The 17,055-nt window shown below is 61.7% G+C and carries 12 protein-coding genes; 4 read left to right on the forward strand and 8 right to left on the reverse strand.

Annotation, left to right across the window (positions count from 1 at the left end; genetic code table 11):
* Nucleotides 1–392 precede the first annotated feature (392 nt).
* The 8 genes from G442_RS0109160 to G442_RS0109195 form a co-directional block, all read right to left on the reverse strand.
* Nucleotides 393–1,811 (reverse strand): NAD(P)H-dependent flavin oxidoreductase, encoded by a 1,419-nt coding sequence (locus tag G442_RS0109160; RefSeq protein ID WP_026397761.1) that lies wholly within the window; start codon nucleotides 1,809–1,811, stop codon nucleotides 393–395.
* Nucleotides 1,812–1,946: 135 nt separating this feature from the next.
* On the reverse strand, nucleotides 1,947–4,094 hold the full coding sequence (gene pnp, locus G442_RS0109165) for a polyribonucleotide nucleotidyltransferase (RefSeq protein ID WP_026397762.1): 2,148 nt from the start codon (nucleotides 4,092–4,094) through the stop codon (nucleotides 1,947–1,949).
* A gap of 364 nt (nucleotides 4,095–4,458) precedes the next feature.
* Nucleotides 4,459–4,728, reverse strand: a complete 270-nt coding sequence (gene rpsO, locus G442_RS0109170; protein ID WP_026397763.1) for a 30S ribosomal protein S15 — start codon at nucleotides 4,726–4,728, stop codon at nucleotides 4,459–4,461.
* 20 nt (nucleotides 4,729–4,748) lie between these two features.
* A complete protein-coding gene (truB, locus tag G442_RS0109175; RefSeq protein ID WP_026397764.1) occupies nucleotides 4,749–5,672 on the reverse strand; it encodes a tRNA pseudouridine(55) synthase TruB in 924 nt (307 codons plus the stop codon).
* 133 nt (nucleotides 5,673–5,805) lie between these two features.
* Nucleotides 5,806–6,993, reverse strand: coding sequence for a lytic transglycosylase domain-containing protein (locus G442_RS0109180; protein ID WP_246789384.1), 1,188 nt, complete (start codon nucleotides 6,991–6,993; stop codon nucleotides 5,806–5,808).
* Between the two features lie 126 nt (nucleotides 6,994–7,119).
* Complete coding sequence (locus tag G442_RS0109185) at nucleotides 7,120–8,703, reverse strand: efflux transporter outer membrane subunit (protein WP_026397766.1); 1,584 nt, start codon at nucleotides 8,701–8,703, stop codon at nucleotides 7,120–7,122.
* Nucleotides 8,700–9,884: an efflux RND transporter periplasmic adaptor subunit gene (locus G442_RS0109190; RefSeq protein WP_371863396.1), complete on the reverse strand. Its 1,185-nt coding sequence runs from the start codon at nucleotides 9,882–9,884 to the stop codon at nucleotides 8,700–8,702. The genes G442_RS0109185 and G442_RS0109190 overlap by 4 nt, the downstream gene beginning before the upstream one ends.
* Entirely contained in the window at nucleotides 9,881–13,054 is a 3,174-nt protein-coding gene (locus tag G442_RS0109195) for an efflux RND transporter permease subunit (RefSeq protein WP_026397768.1), read from the reverse strand. The genes G442_RS0109190 and G442_RS0109195 overlap by 4 nt, the downstream gene beginning before the upstream one ends.
* A 328-nt stretch (nucleotides 13,055–13,382) precedes the next feature.
* Between G442_RS0109195 and G442_RS0109200 the strand changes: the two genes are divergently transcribed.
* From G442_RS0109200 to G442_RS0109215, 4 genes are read left to right on the forward strand one after another with little or no spacing between them, the layout of a single operon-like run.
* The gene (locus G442_RS0109200; RefSeq protein ID WP_051292137.1) at nucleotides 13,383–14,570 is read left to right on the forward strand and encodes an ABC transporter permease; all 1,188 of its coding nucleotides are present in this window, start codon (nucleotides 13,383–13,385) and stop codon (nucleotides 14,568–14,570) included.
* Nucleotides 14,567–15,424 carry an ABC transporter ATP-binding protein gene (locus tag G442_RS21585; protein WP_084440468.1) on the forward strand — a complete coding sequence of 286 codons (858 nt, stop codon included), beginning with the start codon at nucleotides 14,567–14,569 and terminating at the stop codon, nucleotides 15,422–15,424. The genes G442_RS0109200 and G442_RS21585 overlap by 4 nt, the downstream gene beginning before the upstream one ends.
* Nucleotides 15,417–16,403, forward strand: coding sequence for an MlaD family protein (locus G442_RS0109210; protein ID WP_035376404.1), 987 nt, complete (start codon nucleotides 15,417–15,419; stop codon nucleotides 16,401–16,403). The genes G442_RS21585 and G442_RS0109210 overlap by 8 nt, the downstream gene beginning before the upstream one ends.
* A complete protein-coding gene (locus G442_RS0109215; protein ID WP_051292138.1) occupies nucleotides 16,400–17,047 on the forward strand; it encodes a PqiC family protein in 648 nt (215 codons plus the stop codon). Before G442_RS0109210 ends, G442_RS0109215 begins: the two co-directional genes overlap by 4 nt.
* Nucleotides 17,048–17,055: the final 8 nt, after the last annotated feature.

The raw sequence follows: 17,055 nt of genomic DNA on the forward strand, positions 1-17,055 counted from the left end.
CAAGCGGCGCATTGGTCGGATAGCGTTTTAGCAGAGCATGCCTTTGTTGCGGGCTCTCTCGCGATACCCAATGCATCGAGGAAAGTCCTCACTCTACCTGCGAATTGAAGCATTTGACACAGATGCGCTCGCCGCATGCCGGGTAGCCGTCACGCGCTGAGAATTTGGTATTTTTTGGCTAGAGAACAAAATTTCGCCCAGCACAGATCGCTGCGTTAACGTCGGCAGGCAGAAAATTTTTGATTTTCAACGAAGAAAATCTACGCCCCGCTGCGCCAGATCATGTGACGACAGGTCATTTCTTCAGAGCCATTACAGGCTGAAAGAGGGCGAAGGCTGAGGGGGCGTCCGGCTCGCCGCGTTCCGCGGCGAGCTTTTCCGGTTTCCGTCGTTCAGCGACCCGTCATGATCCGCTCGACCAGCTGCTTGACCGTGGGGACGAAGCCGTTCGAGTAGAAAGGGTCTGTCCCGAAGCGCCATGCGCTGGTGCCGCCGAACATAAGGTTGTTGTCAGCCACCAGTTCCTGATCAGGACCATGCGCATGCGCGATGGTCTGGAGCGTTTTCTGGATGCAGAAGGAGCGCGGGTCGGCCTTGCGGCCGTTGCTGAACTCCGGCTCACGCTGGCTCCAGTTGGAAAACCGGCACTCCGAAAGACAACCCATGCAGTCGACCTGATCGGTGACGATTTCCCGGCCCCGCTCCGGCGTGACGAAGATCAGCGTTGAATCGGGCGTCCGCATGGCCTCGGTGAAGCCCTGAGCCTCCCAGGCGTGGATATGCTCCAGGTCTGTAGGCGTGACGAAGACCAGACGCTTGCGGGCGCCAACGCCATATGCGGCGACGTGCTCGCCAACCGGCTCCGGCGAAAACGCCACCTGCCGCTCCGACCGCTCACGCAGTTCCTGCAGGAAGCTGTTGTTCACGGCGGAAGAGTAGAAGCCTGTGGGCGAGAAGCGGTTGAGGAACACATCCCCTTCCTTCAGCGTCAGCAGACGCTGCTTCCAGGCTTCCGGAATGGGGCTTTCCTTGGTCAGCAGCGGCCGCGTGCCGAACTGGAAGATGATCGGCCCGAGTTCCGGGTTGTCGATCCAGTCCTGCCATTCTTCCAGCCACCAGACGCCGCCAGCCATGATGATTGGCGTATCGCCCAATCCGAACTCGCGCATCAGCTTTCGCAGAGCTACGACCCGCGGATACGGGTCTTCCGGGTTGAGAGGGTTTTCGGTGTTGGACAGACCGTTGTGACCACCCGCGCGCCACGGATCCTCGTAGACGACGCCGCCGAGCAAATGCGCCGTCTTGTTATACGCCCGCTTCCACAGCGCGCTGAACGCGCGTGCGGAGGAGACGATCGGGTAATAATGGACGCCGAAACGGGCCGCGATGTCGGACAGGCGATACGGCATGCCAGCGCCACATGTCAGGCCATGAATCAGCCCCTTCGCGCCCTCCAGAACGCCAGCGATAACACGCTCGGCGCCGCCCATTTCCCACAGGATGTTGGCGTGGACACGCCCTTTTCCGGACGACTGCTCATGCGCAATCTGCGCCTGGGCGATACCGCCGCGAATGGCGTAGTCAATCAGTTCCTCGTGCCGCTCGCGCCGTGTCCGGCCACGATAGATTTGCTGAACGGGCTGACCGTCCTCGTCGTAGCTGTCAGCGTTGACGAGCGAGACGGTTCCGACGCCGCCAGCCGCCGCCCAGCTTCCCGCTGAAAGGCCGGTCGACACGGAAACGCCTTTGCCGCCTTCCACCAGCGGCAAAACATCGACGCCTCCAACTCGAACCGCATTGATCGCCTTCATGGCCGCCCTGTCGTTATTCTTGCACAATTGAAGCTCGCGGCGTCTTTAACGCGCCTTCCGCCGCAACGCTATACGCAAGCGGGCGCTGCGACGCTTCGTCACAACGCCCGCCCTACACCGGAGACTGGACTCCGCTCAGTCTTCGCGGCGAGGCGCGCGCGCAGGCCGATCACCGACCTCTGCACTGATGTCGGCGCCCGTGGCCTGATCCACAACCCGCATGGACAGCTTTACTTTGCCACGATCGTCAAAACCGACGACCTTCACCTTCACGGCGTCGCCCTGCTTCACGACATCCGTCGTGCGCGCCACGCGGCCCTGCGCCAGTTCGGAGATATGAACCAGACCGTCTTTCGCGCCGAGGAAGTTCACAAAGGCGCCGAAATCGGCGGTCTTCACGACCTTGCCGTCGTAGATGCGACCGATTTCCGGCTCAGCGACAATGCCGTTGATGCGGTTGATCGCCTTCTGCGCCTGCTCGTCGGACATCGCCGCGATGGTGATCGTGCCGTCGTCGCCGATATCGACCTTCGCGCCGGAATATTCGACGATCTCGCGGATGACCTTGCCGCCGGAGCCGATCACGTCGCGGATCTTCTCTTTCGGCACGCTCATCGTGGTGATCTTCGGCGCCGTGGAGGACACGTCCGTCCGGCCTTCGGTCAGCGCCTTGGCCATTTCGCCAAGGATGTGCAGGCGGCCGCCGCGCGCCTGATCGAGCGCGATTTCCATGATCTCAGGCGTGATGGACGTGATCTTGATGTCCATCTGAAGAGCGGTCACGCCCTTCTCTGTGCCTGCGACCTTGAAATCCATGTCGCCGAGGTGATCCTCGTCGCCAAGGATATCCGACAGAACCGCGAAGCCCTCGTCTTCCTTGATCAGGCCCATGGCGATGCCCGCCACGGGACGCTTCAGCGGAACGCCCGCGTCCATCAGCGCCAGAGACGTGCCGCAGACGGTCGCCATCGAGGACGAGCCGTTGCTTTCCGTGATCTCGGAAACCACGCGCATCGTGTAGGGGAATTCGGTCTTCGTCGGCAGCAACGGGTGAACCGCACGCCAGGCCAGCTTGCCATGACCGATCTCACGACGGCCCGGCGAACCCGTGCGGCCGCACTCGCCCACCGAATACGGAGGGAAGTTGTAGTGCAGCATGAAGTTCGTGCGGTATTCGCCTTCGAGCGCGTCGATCACCTGCTCGTCCTGACCGGTGCCGAGGGTTGCGACGACAAGCGCCTGCGTCTCGCCACGGGTGAAGAGCGACGAACCATGAGCGCGCGGCAGGATGCCGACTTCCGACACGATCGGACGCACGGTCTTCAGGTCGCGGCCGTCAATGCGCAGGCCGGTGCTCAGCACCGAACCGCGCACGATGGAAGCCTCCAGATCCTTCAGCATCGGCTTCGCGGCGTCGGCGTTCAGATCGGCGGCGACGAGCTTCTCGATGACTGTCTTCTTCGCGGCGGCGATCTTCTCGTAGCGCGCCTGCTTGACCTTCTCCTTGTAGGCGGCGGTCAGCAGCTTGCGGCCAAGGGTGTCGACCTTCTTGCGAAGAGCGATGGCTTCCTTGGACGGCTCCGGCATGTCCCACGGAGCCTTCGCAGCGTGTTCCGCCAGAGAGATGATCGCGTCGATGACCGGCTGGAACGCCTGATGACCGAAGGTCACGGCGCCGAGCATCGTCGCTTCGGACAGTTCGTTCGCTTCGGATTCGACCATCAGCACGCCTTCCGACGTGCCTGCGACGACGAGATCAAGCTCGCTGCCCTTGGTCTCTTCGATCGTCGGGTTCAGGACGTATTCGCCGTCCACATAACCGACGCGGCAGGCCGCGACCGGGCCGAAGAAGGGGATCCCGGACAGCGTCAGGGCAGCCGAAGCGCCGATCAGCGCCGGGATCGCCGGATCGTTCTCCATATCGTGGGAGAGAACCGTCGTGATGATCTGGACCTCGTTAAGGAACCCTTCCGGGAACAGCGGACGGATCGGACGGTCGATCAGGCGCGAATTCAGCGTCTCGATCTCGCTGGGACGACCTTCGCGCTTGAAGAAGCCGCCAGGAATCTTGCCAGCCGCGTAGGCCTTTTCCTGATAATTGACGGTCAGCGGGAAGAAATCCTGCCCGGCCTTCACGCTCTTCGCGCCGACGGCGGTGCAGAGCACGATGGTGTCGCCGTAGGTGGCGACGACGGCGCCGTCAGCCTGACGCGCGATCTTGCCGGTTTCGAGGATAAGGGGCCGGCCGCCCCATTCGATTTCTTTGCGGAAATAATTGAACATGCTTTGTCAGGCCCTTCGGACTGTGACTGCCTCAGTCCCGGATCGTCCAGCGGCGCCAGCCTGCCTGAGGCTCGACCTGCGCCATGTTTGGTTTCCGGCTGTCGGGACAGCGTCTCGGACGGCATGGTGGCTGACGGAGAGGATTGTCAGAGCGCCATGTGGCCTGAAACGCCGCAGCATGCCGGGTAACCTTCAGACTACCGGGGTGAGGCGTATGTTGGCTCCGGCCCTGTCGCCGGATGATAAAAAACCGAGGAACCCGTCTTCGGGGCCTCGGCGCATAGCCATACAGGAATAGCCGGGCCGGGGAAACACAGAGCGCGCGGACATCGGCGGCGCTCTGCGATCCCGACCCGGCCAGCCGTCAGCGACGGAGGCCGAGGCGACCGATCAGCGTCTCGTAACGGCCCTGGCTCTTGCGCTTCAGGTAATCGAGAAGGCTGCGACGGTTGCCGACCATGACCAGCAAGCCACGGCGGGAGTGGAAGTCCTTCGCGTGCGTCTTCAGGTGCTCGGTCAGGTTGTTGATGCGCTCCGTCAGGATCGCGACCTGAACCTCAGGCGATCCCGTGTCGGTCGCGTTCGTGCGGTATTCTTCAATCAGCGCCGTGCGGCGCTCAGCCGTAATCGACATCATCGTCTCCAGAACAGAAGTTAAAGTAGGCGCACGGGCTGCAGCCATCCTTCTTCGAGGCGGCACAACCCAAGCACGCGCTCACCGTCCATCGCGCGCACGACTGCGTCGGGGCCAGTCTCAGGGATACGTCCCATGAGGTTCAGGAGCCCGAGCGCCTGTCCATGCAACAGAAGAGCCGCTTCGTCGGAGGTCAGGGCCAGCGCCGGGATGTCGGCCAGCGCGGTCGCGACCGGACGCAGCAGCTCCGGTGAGGCAGGCGCTTCTTCGGCGCTCGCGACGAGTTTGTCCAGAGAAATCGCATCAACCTCTGTGAACGGGCCAACCCGAAGGCGGCGCAGGGCTGCGATATGTCCTACGGTTCCGCACGCTAGGGCGACGTCTCGCGCAAGGGAGCGCATATAGACGCCTTTGCCGGATTCGACTTCGAATACGGCGTGATCCGCGTCGGGCCGGTCGATCAGTTCGAAACGATCGACGCGTGCGGGACGAGGAGGCAACTCCGGCGGACGACCGTCGCGGGCCATGTCGTAGGCGCGTTCCCCCGCAACTTTCAGAGCGGAGAAAACCGGGGGCACCTGCATGATGTCGCCGGTCAGGCCCTTCGTCGCCTCGCGGAGCTCGTCGTCAGTGGGGCGCACGTCGGACGTAGCCGTCACTTCGCCGTCGGCGTCGTCGCTATCGCGGGCTTCGCCAAGCCGGAGCGTGAAGTGATACCGCTTCGTGCCGTCCATGATGTACGGAACGGTTTTCGTCGCAGCCCCCAGCGCGATCGGCAGGAGTCCGGTCGCCAAGGGGTCGAGCGTGCCGCCATGCCCGACTTTCTGCGCGTTGAACGCACGTTTGACGATGGCGACAACCGCCGTCGAAGTCAGATCCGTCGGCTTGTCGATCACCAGCCAGCCGTCGAGCGGACGCCCTTTCCGGACCCGGTTGCGCGCCATATTCCTCACCCTCGCCGCTTCACCGCGCCTGTGCGCGGGGATATTCGAAAGGCGCGGGTCTAGCCGAGGCCGGGACGGGCGACAATGCTCTCCCACCGACTGATTCCTGCTCTCCGCCTTACGAAGAGCAGATTCAGGTCGAGACGGGAACCGTGAAACACGCCACTGAATGCGTGTGCAACACGCGACACGCCGCCGTGGCGTCCGACGCCGCGAACCCTGTCAGACGCGCACGATAGAGCGAGCGGGACGCCGACGGGGCCCTCGTCACAATCGAAGCCAGCCTGCCGGACGCCCCGCCGATAATAGCCTGCGCATGACGAAGCGCCTGACGCGCCTCGGAATCGGACGAGAACGCGCCAACCTGCACCGCCCATTGCCCGCCTGAATAGGCGACGACCGGAGCCGCAGGGAGATAATGAGGTTGCGCGACAGCGCGGGGTCGCGCCGACGACGGCTCAACATAGCTGGCGAGTTCAACCGGCAGAGCCTGCGTCGCCACGGGAGTCGGCGCAGGCATGGACGCTGAAGCGTAGGCGGGAGCGACGTAAGCGGGCTCCGCCGCCGGGACCGGATCCGGATGCGGCGTGTCGCGATCCATAAGACAGCCGCTCGGGTCATAGGCCGCGTCAGGGTTACGCAGGCAGCCGTCTGCAGTCCGGGAAAGATCCCCGACCGGCGTCGTCGGCGCAGGCGCCGTGACACGCGTGGGCGCAGCGCTGGCGACCTGAACCGGAGCCGAATAGGAATCCGGACCTGCTTCGGTCGGCGTGGCGTCGCCCAGATGGGGAGAGATCGAAGCCACGTAATTGACCGTTTCGTCCGGCAGAGACCCGCCGTTCTGCAGATATTGCTCAACGCGCCCCGGACCGGCGTTATAGGCGGCGAGAAAGCCGGGGGAGCCAAATCGGTCGTACATCTGCCGTATATAGGCGGCGCCAGCCAAAATATTGTCGTGAGGATCGAACGGGTCATCGCCCAGACCATTATTGGCCGCAAGGTCGGACCAGGTCGCGGGCATCAACTGCATCAGTCCCATGGCGCCCGCGCCGGACTGCGTCAGCTCCCCGTTCATGTATTGATGGCCGCCGGATTCCTGATTCATCACAGCCCGTATCCAGGCCTCGGGCACGGAGAATCGACTCGCGGCCTCCCGGATGTAAGGCCCCCAGGGGTCGCTGGACGGGCCGGGCGGAGTATAATTCCCCTGCCCCCACTGACTGGGCGAACCGCCCGGTCTGGAACTGCTACAGGCTGCGACGCCGAGCAGAATGGTCATCGCCGCGCAAGACAACGGCCTGCTCCAACGACGATCCATCATGCTTCCTTCCGTCAACCACCGACCGTTACGCGAACCGTCGGGACGGAGCTGCGGTCGATATGAGAAGAAAACGAGAATAAGGCGAGAATGCGGCCAATACGTTACCACACCTCGCCTTATGTCTCATCAGTGCGCCTGCGGTTGCGGGCCGATGGCGCCGCCGGTCACCAGATTTTCCGATCCCGTCGTGTCATGCGGCACGTCAATCCCGCCAGCGGGCTCCGGATGATCGACCTTGTCGTACTGCAAGATGTCGAACGTCATCGTCTGGTCAGGCGTCGGCAGCAGCTTGTCGCTCCATCCGCCGCCTACGGCGCGGATCAGGCCGACCGTCGCCTGCACGGACTGCATGTCCACCTGAACCTGCGATATGCGCGCATCCAGCGCCGCTTCCTGCGCCACGATGGCGTCAAGATATGGCGACAGCCCACCCTTGTAGAGGGTCATCGTCATGTCCTGCATCTGCATGGCGGTGTCGACCGCTTTCTTCAGGCGCTCATTTTCCTGGCGAAGAAGCACGGTTTTTGAAAGACCGTCCTGCACTTCGCGGAAGGCGGAGAGAACAGTGGAGCGATACTTGTCGCGCGTCTCTCGGTAGTCCGACCACGAGTGTTGCAGCTCAGCACGTCGCATACCGCCTTCGAACAACGGCAACGACGCCGACGCTCCATACGACCACATACTGTTGGCGAGATTCGCCAGCGTGAAGCCGTTGGCGTCGAAACCACCCAGCGCATTCAGGGAGATATGCGGATAGAACGCCGCGCGCGCCACGCCGATCTGGCGATTTGCGCCCGCCATCTCACGCTCGGCCGAAGCAATGTCCGGCCGGCGCTGCAGCAGTTCGGACGGCACGCCAACGGGCACGTTCACGATCGGAAAGCGGAAGTCCTGCAGCGGCGCGATGTGGAAAGCACTCGGGGCGACGTTCACCAGAATGGCGATCGCGTGCTCCGTCACCTGCCGTCGGGCCTGAAGATCCAGTTCCTGCGCCTGCGTCACGTAAAGACGGTTCTGCGCACGGGCGAGATCGAGACGGGGCGCCGCCTGATTGTCCAGCTGCGTCTTCGTCATATCCACGGCGCGCTGATAATATGCGATCGACTGCTTGTAGATCGCGTCCTGCGCGTCATAACCGCGCAGCGCGATATAGTCGCTCGCAAGCTCCGCTTCGGTGCTCAGGCGAGCGGCTGCAAAATCTGCGGCCTTGCCCTGCGCCGCCGCCTTGCTCATGCGTACGCGGTTGCGGATTTCGGACCAGAAGTCAGGCTCCCACGACGCAAGCCCGCTGTAATATTCATCGGTTTGCGTGATAGCGCCCTTGTAGCGGAACAGGCGATCCGCTGACTGCTTGTTGTCGGAAGCGCCGAAGGCGAGACCGAAATGCGGAAGCAGATCGGAGCGCGCATTCATCACCTGAGCGCGCGCCTGAATGAAGCGTTCGGCCGTCGCCTGCAGGTCGGCGTTCTGGCTGAGCGCCTGTTTTTCCAGTCCATTCAGCGTGGGATCGCCAAACAGCGTCCACCAGTCAGAAGGAAGCTGGGTGTCAGCCGGCGTCGCCACTGCGAAGGGCGCCTGCCCTCCCCAGCTTGCCGGCACGACAAATTTGGGGGCCTCGTATTTGGGCGCGAGATCGCATCCTGAAAGGCCCGACGCGAGCGCTAACAGGCAGCAGCCCGTCAGCGTCGACTTCAAAGCGGAAAAACTCATCCTTCGATCTCTTCAGAAGAGCCGTCATAACCCTTCATCGGCTGGACGACGTGAACTTCCTCACCGTCCAGAAGATCGGCGGGCGGATTCTTGATGATGCGATCGGTGGGCTGGATGCCGCTGATCACTTCGGTCGTCGTGTCGGCCATGCGTCCGACTTCGATATTACGAAAATGCACCTTGTTGTTCGCGTCCACAACGACGACTTGCATGCCCTTTTCCTGGAACACGAGCGTCGACGTCGGCACTTCGAACACGCCGCCTTCAGCCGGCGCCGTCAGCTTCACGGATGCGAAGGTGCCGGGCCACAGCTTGTGGTCGTCGTTGTCGAGGGTGAATTCGGTGACGGCCGTGCGCGTGTTCGGGTCATATCCACGCGCTATGGTCAGGAAGTTCGCCTTGAACACCTGATGCGGGAACTGCGGCACCGTCATGTCCGCCGTCATGCCCGGCTTCAGGACATAGGAGAACACTTCAGGCACCGATACGAACAGACGCATCTTGTGCATGTCCGCGACTGTGAACATCTGGCTGGCGTCGCCGTTCGAGCCATGCTCGCCGCCGCCGCTGCTGACGTAATCGCCCACGTTAATGTCACGCGACGTCACTACGCCGTCGAACGGCGCCACGATCGTCTTGAATTTCTCAAGAGCGTCGAAGCGCGCGACGTTGTGTTGCGCCGCTTCCATTTCAGCACGGCTTGACTTCAGGTTCGCGTCAGCGACCGAAACGGACTGCCCGGAGACAGCCTGCGATTTCGCCATATTGTGCCAGCGATCGGCGCTGACGGTCGCCAGATTGAACTTCGCCTCTGCAGCCTGGAAGTCAGCTTTCGCCTGTGCGTACTGGGCGTCAAGGCTTGGCGCGTTGATCTCGGCCAGCACATCGCCAGCCTTAACCTCTGCGCCGTAATCCTTATACCACATCTTCACGTAACCGGAGGCCTGCGGATACAGCGGGGCCTGATACCAGGCGTCGAGCGTGCCCGGTATCGTAAGAGAGACGGTCTTTGGGCCGGGGGCCGGATTAACGACCTGAACGTCGGGAACGGCGTTCTTCTCTGTTTCGGCGCGAAGTTCCGTGACCGCATGGAAACGGTCGAAAACCTGCCAGCCTACATAGAGTGCGAAGACGCAACCTCCGGCCAGAAAGACAGAGCGAGTGGTGGAGGAAGCCATCATACGGACTCCTTGAGACGGGTGCGACGGTTATAGACAATTGCGTAAACACAGGGAACGAACAGCAGGGTCGAGATCGTCGCCACGATCAGCCCTCCGATGACCGCTTTTCCAAGCGGTGCGTTCTGGGAGTTGCTGATCGACATCGGGATCATGCCCACGATCATGGCCAGCGCGGTCATGATGACCGGACGGATACGACCGAACCCGGCTTCAACGGCGGCTTTTAGCGGTTCGCCATGCAGCTCCAGCCTTTCACGGGCGTAGGACACGACCAGGATCGAATTCGCCGTCGCCGTTCCCATGCACATGATCGCGCCGGTCAGGGCAGGCACCGACAGGTGCGTGTGCGTCAGGAACAGGCTCCAAGCGATGCCAGCCAGCGCGCCAGGAAGAGCCGAGATGATGATGAACGGATCAACCCAGGACTGAAAGTTTACCACGATAAGCAGATAGATCAGCGCAATGGACACCACGAGGCCGCCTACGAGCTGAACATATGCGCTGCGCATCGTGGTCGCCTGACCTTCGACATCAACCGCGCCGCCTTTGGGCACATCCTTCGCCGTGTCGGCGACAACCTGCTTCACGCCGCCTAGAACGGTGCCAAGGTCGGTCGCCTCCGCGGACACATAGATGTCGAAGGCCGCCATCGAGTTGTAGTGCGAGACTTCGCCCGGCGTGCCCATCGCCTTGATCTGGCTCATGGCGCCCAGCAGCTGCATGTTCTTGCCGCTCGGGTCGTCATCGCCCTTGTCGACCGGGATCGTCAGCAGATCGTTCAGGTGCGTCAGCTGATCCTGCGACACATATGTGTTCACAAGGAAGGTCACGCCCCATTCCGGGTCATACCAATACATCGGATCAACCACCGAACTTCCGGACAGCGTCATCAGCTCGTTGTCAGCCAGGTTACCCGCGGTGACGCCAGTCGAAAGACCAAAGCTGCGATCGCCCTGCACGAACAACGTCGGGGTGGACATTGTCTGCTGCAGCGAGACGTCGACTGCGCCCGGCACCTTCTTGAGACGGCTGACCAGATCCAGTGCGTATTTATAGCTGTCCTGCAGATGCGGACCGGACACCTTGATGTCGATAGGAGCCGGGGATCCGAAGTTCAGGATTTTCGCGGTCAGATCAGCAGGCTGGAACGTGAATTCCGTGCCCGGGAAGCTGGCGCGCAGCCCTTTACGCAGAGTGGTCCGGTAGTCCCATACGGGCGATTCCTCGTTCGTCAGCGTGATCGTCAGATCGCAGTCCTGCGTTCCAACGGTCGGGGTCGGAATGAAGGCCTGGTTATGCGGACCTTCCGGAAGACCGCAGTTGCTGACGACGTCATCAACTTTCCCCGGCAGCAGCTGGTGAATACGATCGGACACCAGCGTAGCGATACGCCCGGCGACTTCGATACGCGTTCCCAGAGGCGCGCGCATGTGCATCTGCAACTCACCGGATTTGATCTCCGGGAAGAAGTCACGGCCAGCGATGGCGTAAAGGCTGAGCGACAGGATCGATACGCCAAGGAACACGCCGACGAAGGCTCCGCGCCGCGCCACCAGACGCTCCAGAAGAGCGCCATACGCGTTACGGAATTTCGTGAAACGATGCTCAAAGCCCTTCTGGAAACGCGTGAAGGCGTTGTGACCATGAGGAAGAGCTTCATGCTCTTCTCCATGCGCGCCCGGATGGACGTGCCCGGCGAGCAGGAACTTCGCCATCGTCGGGACCAGCGTTCGCGACAGAATGAACGACGCGATCATCGCGAAGATGATGGCTTCGGCCATCGGCATGAACAGCCAACCGGCGACGCCGTCGAGCTCGAAGAGCGGCAACCACACGATACAGATACAGGTCGTGGACACGAAGGTCGGGATGACGATCTGGTTTGCGGCGTCGATGATCGCGGTTTCGAGGTCCTTGCCCATTTCGAGATGGGTGTCGATGTTTTCGATCATGACGGTCGCGTCGTCGACGAGAATGCCGACGGCGAGCGCCAGACCGCCAAGCGTCATGACGTTGATGGTCTGCCCCGCCCAGCCCAGCGAAATGATCGAGCACAGGATGGCGAGCGGGATGGAAGTCGCGATGATGACCGTCGAGCGCCAGGACCCGAGGAACAGCAGCACCACGAGACCGGTCAGGGCCGCGGCGGTCACCATCTCTCTCAACACGTCCTGAATGGAGTCCTTCACGAACCCTGACGCGTCGCTGAGCACGCTGATTTTCACTGAGGCGGGCAACGTCGCCTGAATACGAGGAAGGAGCTTCTTCACGCCTGCGACCACGTCAAGGGTCGAAGCCTCGCCGCTCTTCATGACGACCATGATGACGGCCTGCTTGCCCTTGACCAGCACGGAGTTGGTCTGCGGATGGCCGCCGCGATACACTTCACCGACGTCGTGGATGAAGATGAATTTGTTGCCTTCGCGCTTGACCGGAATATCGCCGATTTCATCGGTCGATCGAGGCGCCGCGTTCGTCTGCACCATCCAGTCGGTCGGCCCAATCTTCTGGTCGCCGGCAGGACGCACCACGTTCTGAGTGTCCAGAACGTTCTGGACGTCCATGGCCGACAGATGATGGGCCTGCAGTTGCTTCTGGTTCAGCGACACCATGACGAAGCTGTCCATACCGCCGTAAGGATGCGGCACGATCGCTCCCGGCACTGTCACCAGCAGCGTACGCACGCGAATCTGGGCCAGCTTAAAGAGATCAGACGGCGTCATGGTGTCAGACGTCATCTCCAGCGAAATGACCGGCACGGACGACGCTTCGAGCTTCATGATCATCGGCGCAGGGATATGCGTTGGCAACTGCATGAGCACCGTTTGCGAGATCGCGGTGACGTCCGCTTCCGCCGAACCAATATCGGTGCCCGGCTGGAAGAAGATCTTGACGATGCCGCGTCCGTAGTAGGAATCGGACTCCATGTGGTCGATGCCTTCGACCGTGGACGTCACGCCCTGCTCGTAGTTGTACATCACACGCCCGGCGAACTCTTCAGGCAGCAACCCGCCATAAGTCCACACAACAGCGATCGCGGGTATCTTGATGTTCGGGAAGACGTCTGTCGGCGTTTTCAGGGCCGACATGACGCCAAACATCAAGATGACTATCGACAAGACGACGAACGTATACGGTCGTCGTAAGGCGGTAACGACAATGGCATTCATGAAACTGACTGACCTCGTTCTGGACGCTCGGCGCGACTGTTTTTCCGCAGCGGCACGACGCTAAAGCGCTGAGTCCGTGATCTGGACAGTTGACGACGCACGCCCCGCCTATACGACGTGACTGTACGCGGCCCTATCCAGACAAACTTTGACATATATGCCGATCACAGACCTGTCATATAAATAGCTGTTTAGAATCATGGCGCGCTTTCCCTGCGTCACGCAACTGATCGCTCGAGTGCCTTCGCGCCCCGTTTTGTATGCCGCCCCGGGACGCTCCCCGCGCTATGGCCAAGCTTCAGGGTTTGCCCTAACGTCGCCCCCGACGATGACCAGCGATCCGAGCCACATCCCCGCCTTTGTCGGCGACAAGCAGGATGAGCGCCCGACTTGGGCGGTCGAACAGAGCGGCGCCGACGCCGTTCTTGTCGTCCGCGGACACTGGACAATCGACGATGGCGCTGTGCTGGCGCTCCCGGATCGAGCGCTGCCCTTCGCGTCTGTAACCGCAGGGCGAGACGCTCCTGCACTGCATGTGGATGTTCGCGATCTCGGCCAGTGGGACTCATCGCTCGTCTCTTTCTTATGGACAACGAAGCAGGCGGCCGCGAAAAGCGGGCTGACGTTCGACACATCCTCCCTGCCCGTCGAGGTTGCGCGCCTTTTCGCTCTCCTCCCCGCAGCGCCGACGGAACCCGCCCCGCCATCGTCGAAGCGGCCGAATATCTTCGTCGTCACGGGCGGCGCTGCGCTCGGGATGGTGGATGAGGTTGGGGCCGTTGTGGAGCTTGGAGCCCAGACAGCGCAGGGGTCTTTACGGGCTTTGGCCGGGCATGGCGGCATGCGGTTTCGCGATCTCATGGCGAATATTTTCGACGCCGGCCCATCAGCCCTGATCATCGTTAGCGTCGTTAATTTTCTGATTGGCGCGATTCTGGCCTTCGTCGGCGCTGTACAGTTGAGAAAGTTCGCTGCCGACGCCTACGTCGCCAATCTGGTTGGGATCGCCTGCGTCCGCGAGCTTTCGGCCGTGATGACGGCGATCATCATGGCTGGCCGCACCGGCGGCGCCTATGCCGCCCGCATATCGACCATGCTGGGCAACGAGGAGATCGACGCCCTTCGGGTGTTCGGCATCCCGATCTCGTCTTACATCCTGTTGCCTTCGGTCCTTTCGCTCATGCTGATGATGCCGCTTCTTTATCTATATGGATGCCTTGTCTCGATGATCGGCGGATATGTCGTTTGCGCCGGGATGCTCCCCGACGTCACGGGGACCGGCTACATTCATCAGATGCTCGGCGCGGTGAATGTCCAGCAGTTCGAATTCGGCTTCGCCAAATCCATCGTCTTCGCCGTCCTGATCGGACTTACGTCCTGCCGGATCGGCCTCAAGGCCGGGCGCAGCGCCGCCGATGTTGGCTCGGCGGCGACGTCCGCAGTGGTGACCGGCATTGTCGGCGTTATCGCGCTGGACGCTATTTTCGCCGTTATTGCGGACGTCATCGGCATATGACCATTCACGTCGCCTCTGAAGCGTCGACCCACAGCGGCGTCCAACGTAAGGCGGGGAGCGAAACGCTTCTCTCGTTGCGTGATCTGACGATCGGTTACGGTTCAAAAGTCATCCAGAAAAACATCTCCATGGATGTGAAACGCGGCTCGATCTTCGCGATCATGGGCGGCTCTGGATGCGGCAAAAGCACCGTCCTGCGCACGATGATCGGACTGCTCCGTCCCCTTGCAGGCCGATATACGGTCGACGGCGACGACTACTGGTCCGGCCCTGACAGCCATCGCACCGCGCTCAACCGACGTTTCGGCGTTCTGTTCCAGAGCGGCGCCCTGTGGAGTTCGATGACCGTCGGCGAGAATATCTCGCTGCCGCTGGAGATGTTCACGAGGCTCGACAAGGATATGATCCGTCGTCTGGTGGAGTTGAAACTGGGGCTGGTCGGCATGTCGCACGCCATCGATCTTTACCCTTCTGAAATCTCCGGCGGCATGGCCAAGCGCGCCGGGTTGGCCCGCGCGATGGCTCTCGACCCTGACGTGCTGTTTTTCGACGAACCCTCGGCGGGCCTCGATCCGATCACCTCGGCGCGTCTGGACGATCTTATTCTGACATTACGCGACGGGTTGGGCGCGACCATCGTGATCGTCAGCCACGAGCTGTCGAGCCTTTTCACGATCGCGGATGACGGGATTTTCCTCGACGCACAGACAAAAATCCCGATAGCTCATGGCGCGCCAAGGGATTTGCGCGATCACTGTCAGGACCCGCAGGTGCACGCCTTCATGCACCGGGAAAACTCCGCCGATCCCACGCCTCCCCCGGCCGTCAGGAAGGACACGAACACCCATGGCTAAAGACGCAGGAATCGCGCGGCAGACAGTCGTCGGCGCATTCGTGATAGGCGGCGTGGCTCTGGGGCTTGCCGCACTTGTTCTGTTCGGAAACATGCGACTGTTTTCGACAAACAAGCGCGCAGTCGTCGTGTTTCAGGACTCCGTAAGCGGGCTTTCCGTGGGAGCGCCGGTCACGTTTCGCGGCGTGCGGGTGGGTGCGGTCGAAAGCATAAAACTTCAGTACGATCAGGCCGGGCGCGTCGCTTACATTCCAGTAGTGGTCACGCTGGACCCGAAGCAGATCCATGTGATGGACACGTCGCACGCTGGCGGCGAGCCGCTTCAGCTCAAGGACGTTATCGCGCACGGCCTGCGCGCGGAGCAGAACGTCCAGAGCTTCGTCACAGGGTCATCGAACATCAACCTCGATTTCTATCCGGGTTCTCCTGAGCAACTGCACCCCAATGTCTCGAACCTTCCGGAAATACCGACGCATCTCTCGGCCATACAGAAAATCAAGGAGACCATCGGCGATCTTCCGCTGAAAGAACTGGCCACAAACACTAATGCGGCGGTTATCTCCATTCGCGATCTGGCGGAGAAGCTCGACACCGATATTCCTCCGCTTGTCACCGGCCTGAGACAAACTTCCGACCAGTCCCAGAAGACGCTCGACGCCGCAACGCAGGCCATTACCGATCTGCGCGACCATCTCGACGTTACGCTCGCCAACGTCGATCACCTGCTCCGTTCGTCCGACGCCGAAATCCAACAACGGGGCGCCGATCTGCATACGACGCTGGCCAGCGCGACACGCGCGACCGATCAGGCGCGAGCGACGCTGGAGAGCGTGCATGGCATGCTCGCGCCGCGTGGCGCAGAGCGCGACAACGTTGACGCAGCACTGCGCGACATCGCCGCCGCCGCCGCTTCGCTGCGCGGCTTTGCAAGCGATGTCGAACGCAACCCGCAACTTCTGCTGATGGGACGCCGCCAATGACCGCCTTGTCACCACGCTCCGTTCTTCGTGGCGCCACGCTTCCCGGCAAAAGATTCTTCAAAAATCGTGCGTTTTTTGGAAACACACTCTGTGCGGCGGCGCTTTGCGCGGCGTTGCAGGGGTGCGCGTCGGCGCCTCTGCGGCTATACACGCTCGACGCACCCGCCATCCCGTCCGGAACTTCAACAAACGCCAGCGCCGCCGTTGTGGGAATATCCCGCATCCGGCTTCCGGATTATCTCGACACGCAGAATATCATCACGCGTGACGGCCAGTTTGTAAGAACCAGCCCCAACGGCCGCTGGGCTGAGCGTCTTTCGAATGGATTAACCGATCTTCTCGCCGCCAAAATTCGGCAGGCCAGACCGGACCTCATCGTAACCGAAACGCCACTGACAAGCGCGCCGACTTCACGGCTTATGCTGGACATCACACGCTTCGACGTCTCCGCCTCCGGCGTCGCGACTCTCGACGCGCATTGGGCGATTATCGGCGCGAAAGGCGACACTCCCGCCTTCACCGGACAGACAAGCCTGACAGCCAACGGACCAATATCAAGCGACGCCGACGTCGTTGCGTTGATGAACAGACTTTCGGCTCAGGTTTTCGACAAAGTTATTCAGACTCTGACCACGATCCGCTGATCGCCAGG

It is taken from the genome of Acetobacter nitrogenifigens DSM 23921 = NBRC 105050, assembly GCF_000429165.1.
GTDB lineage: Bacteria > Pseudomonadota > Alphaproteobacteria > Acetobacterales > Acetobacteraceae > Acetobacter > Acetobacter nitrogenifigens.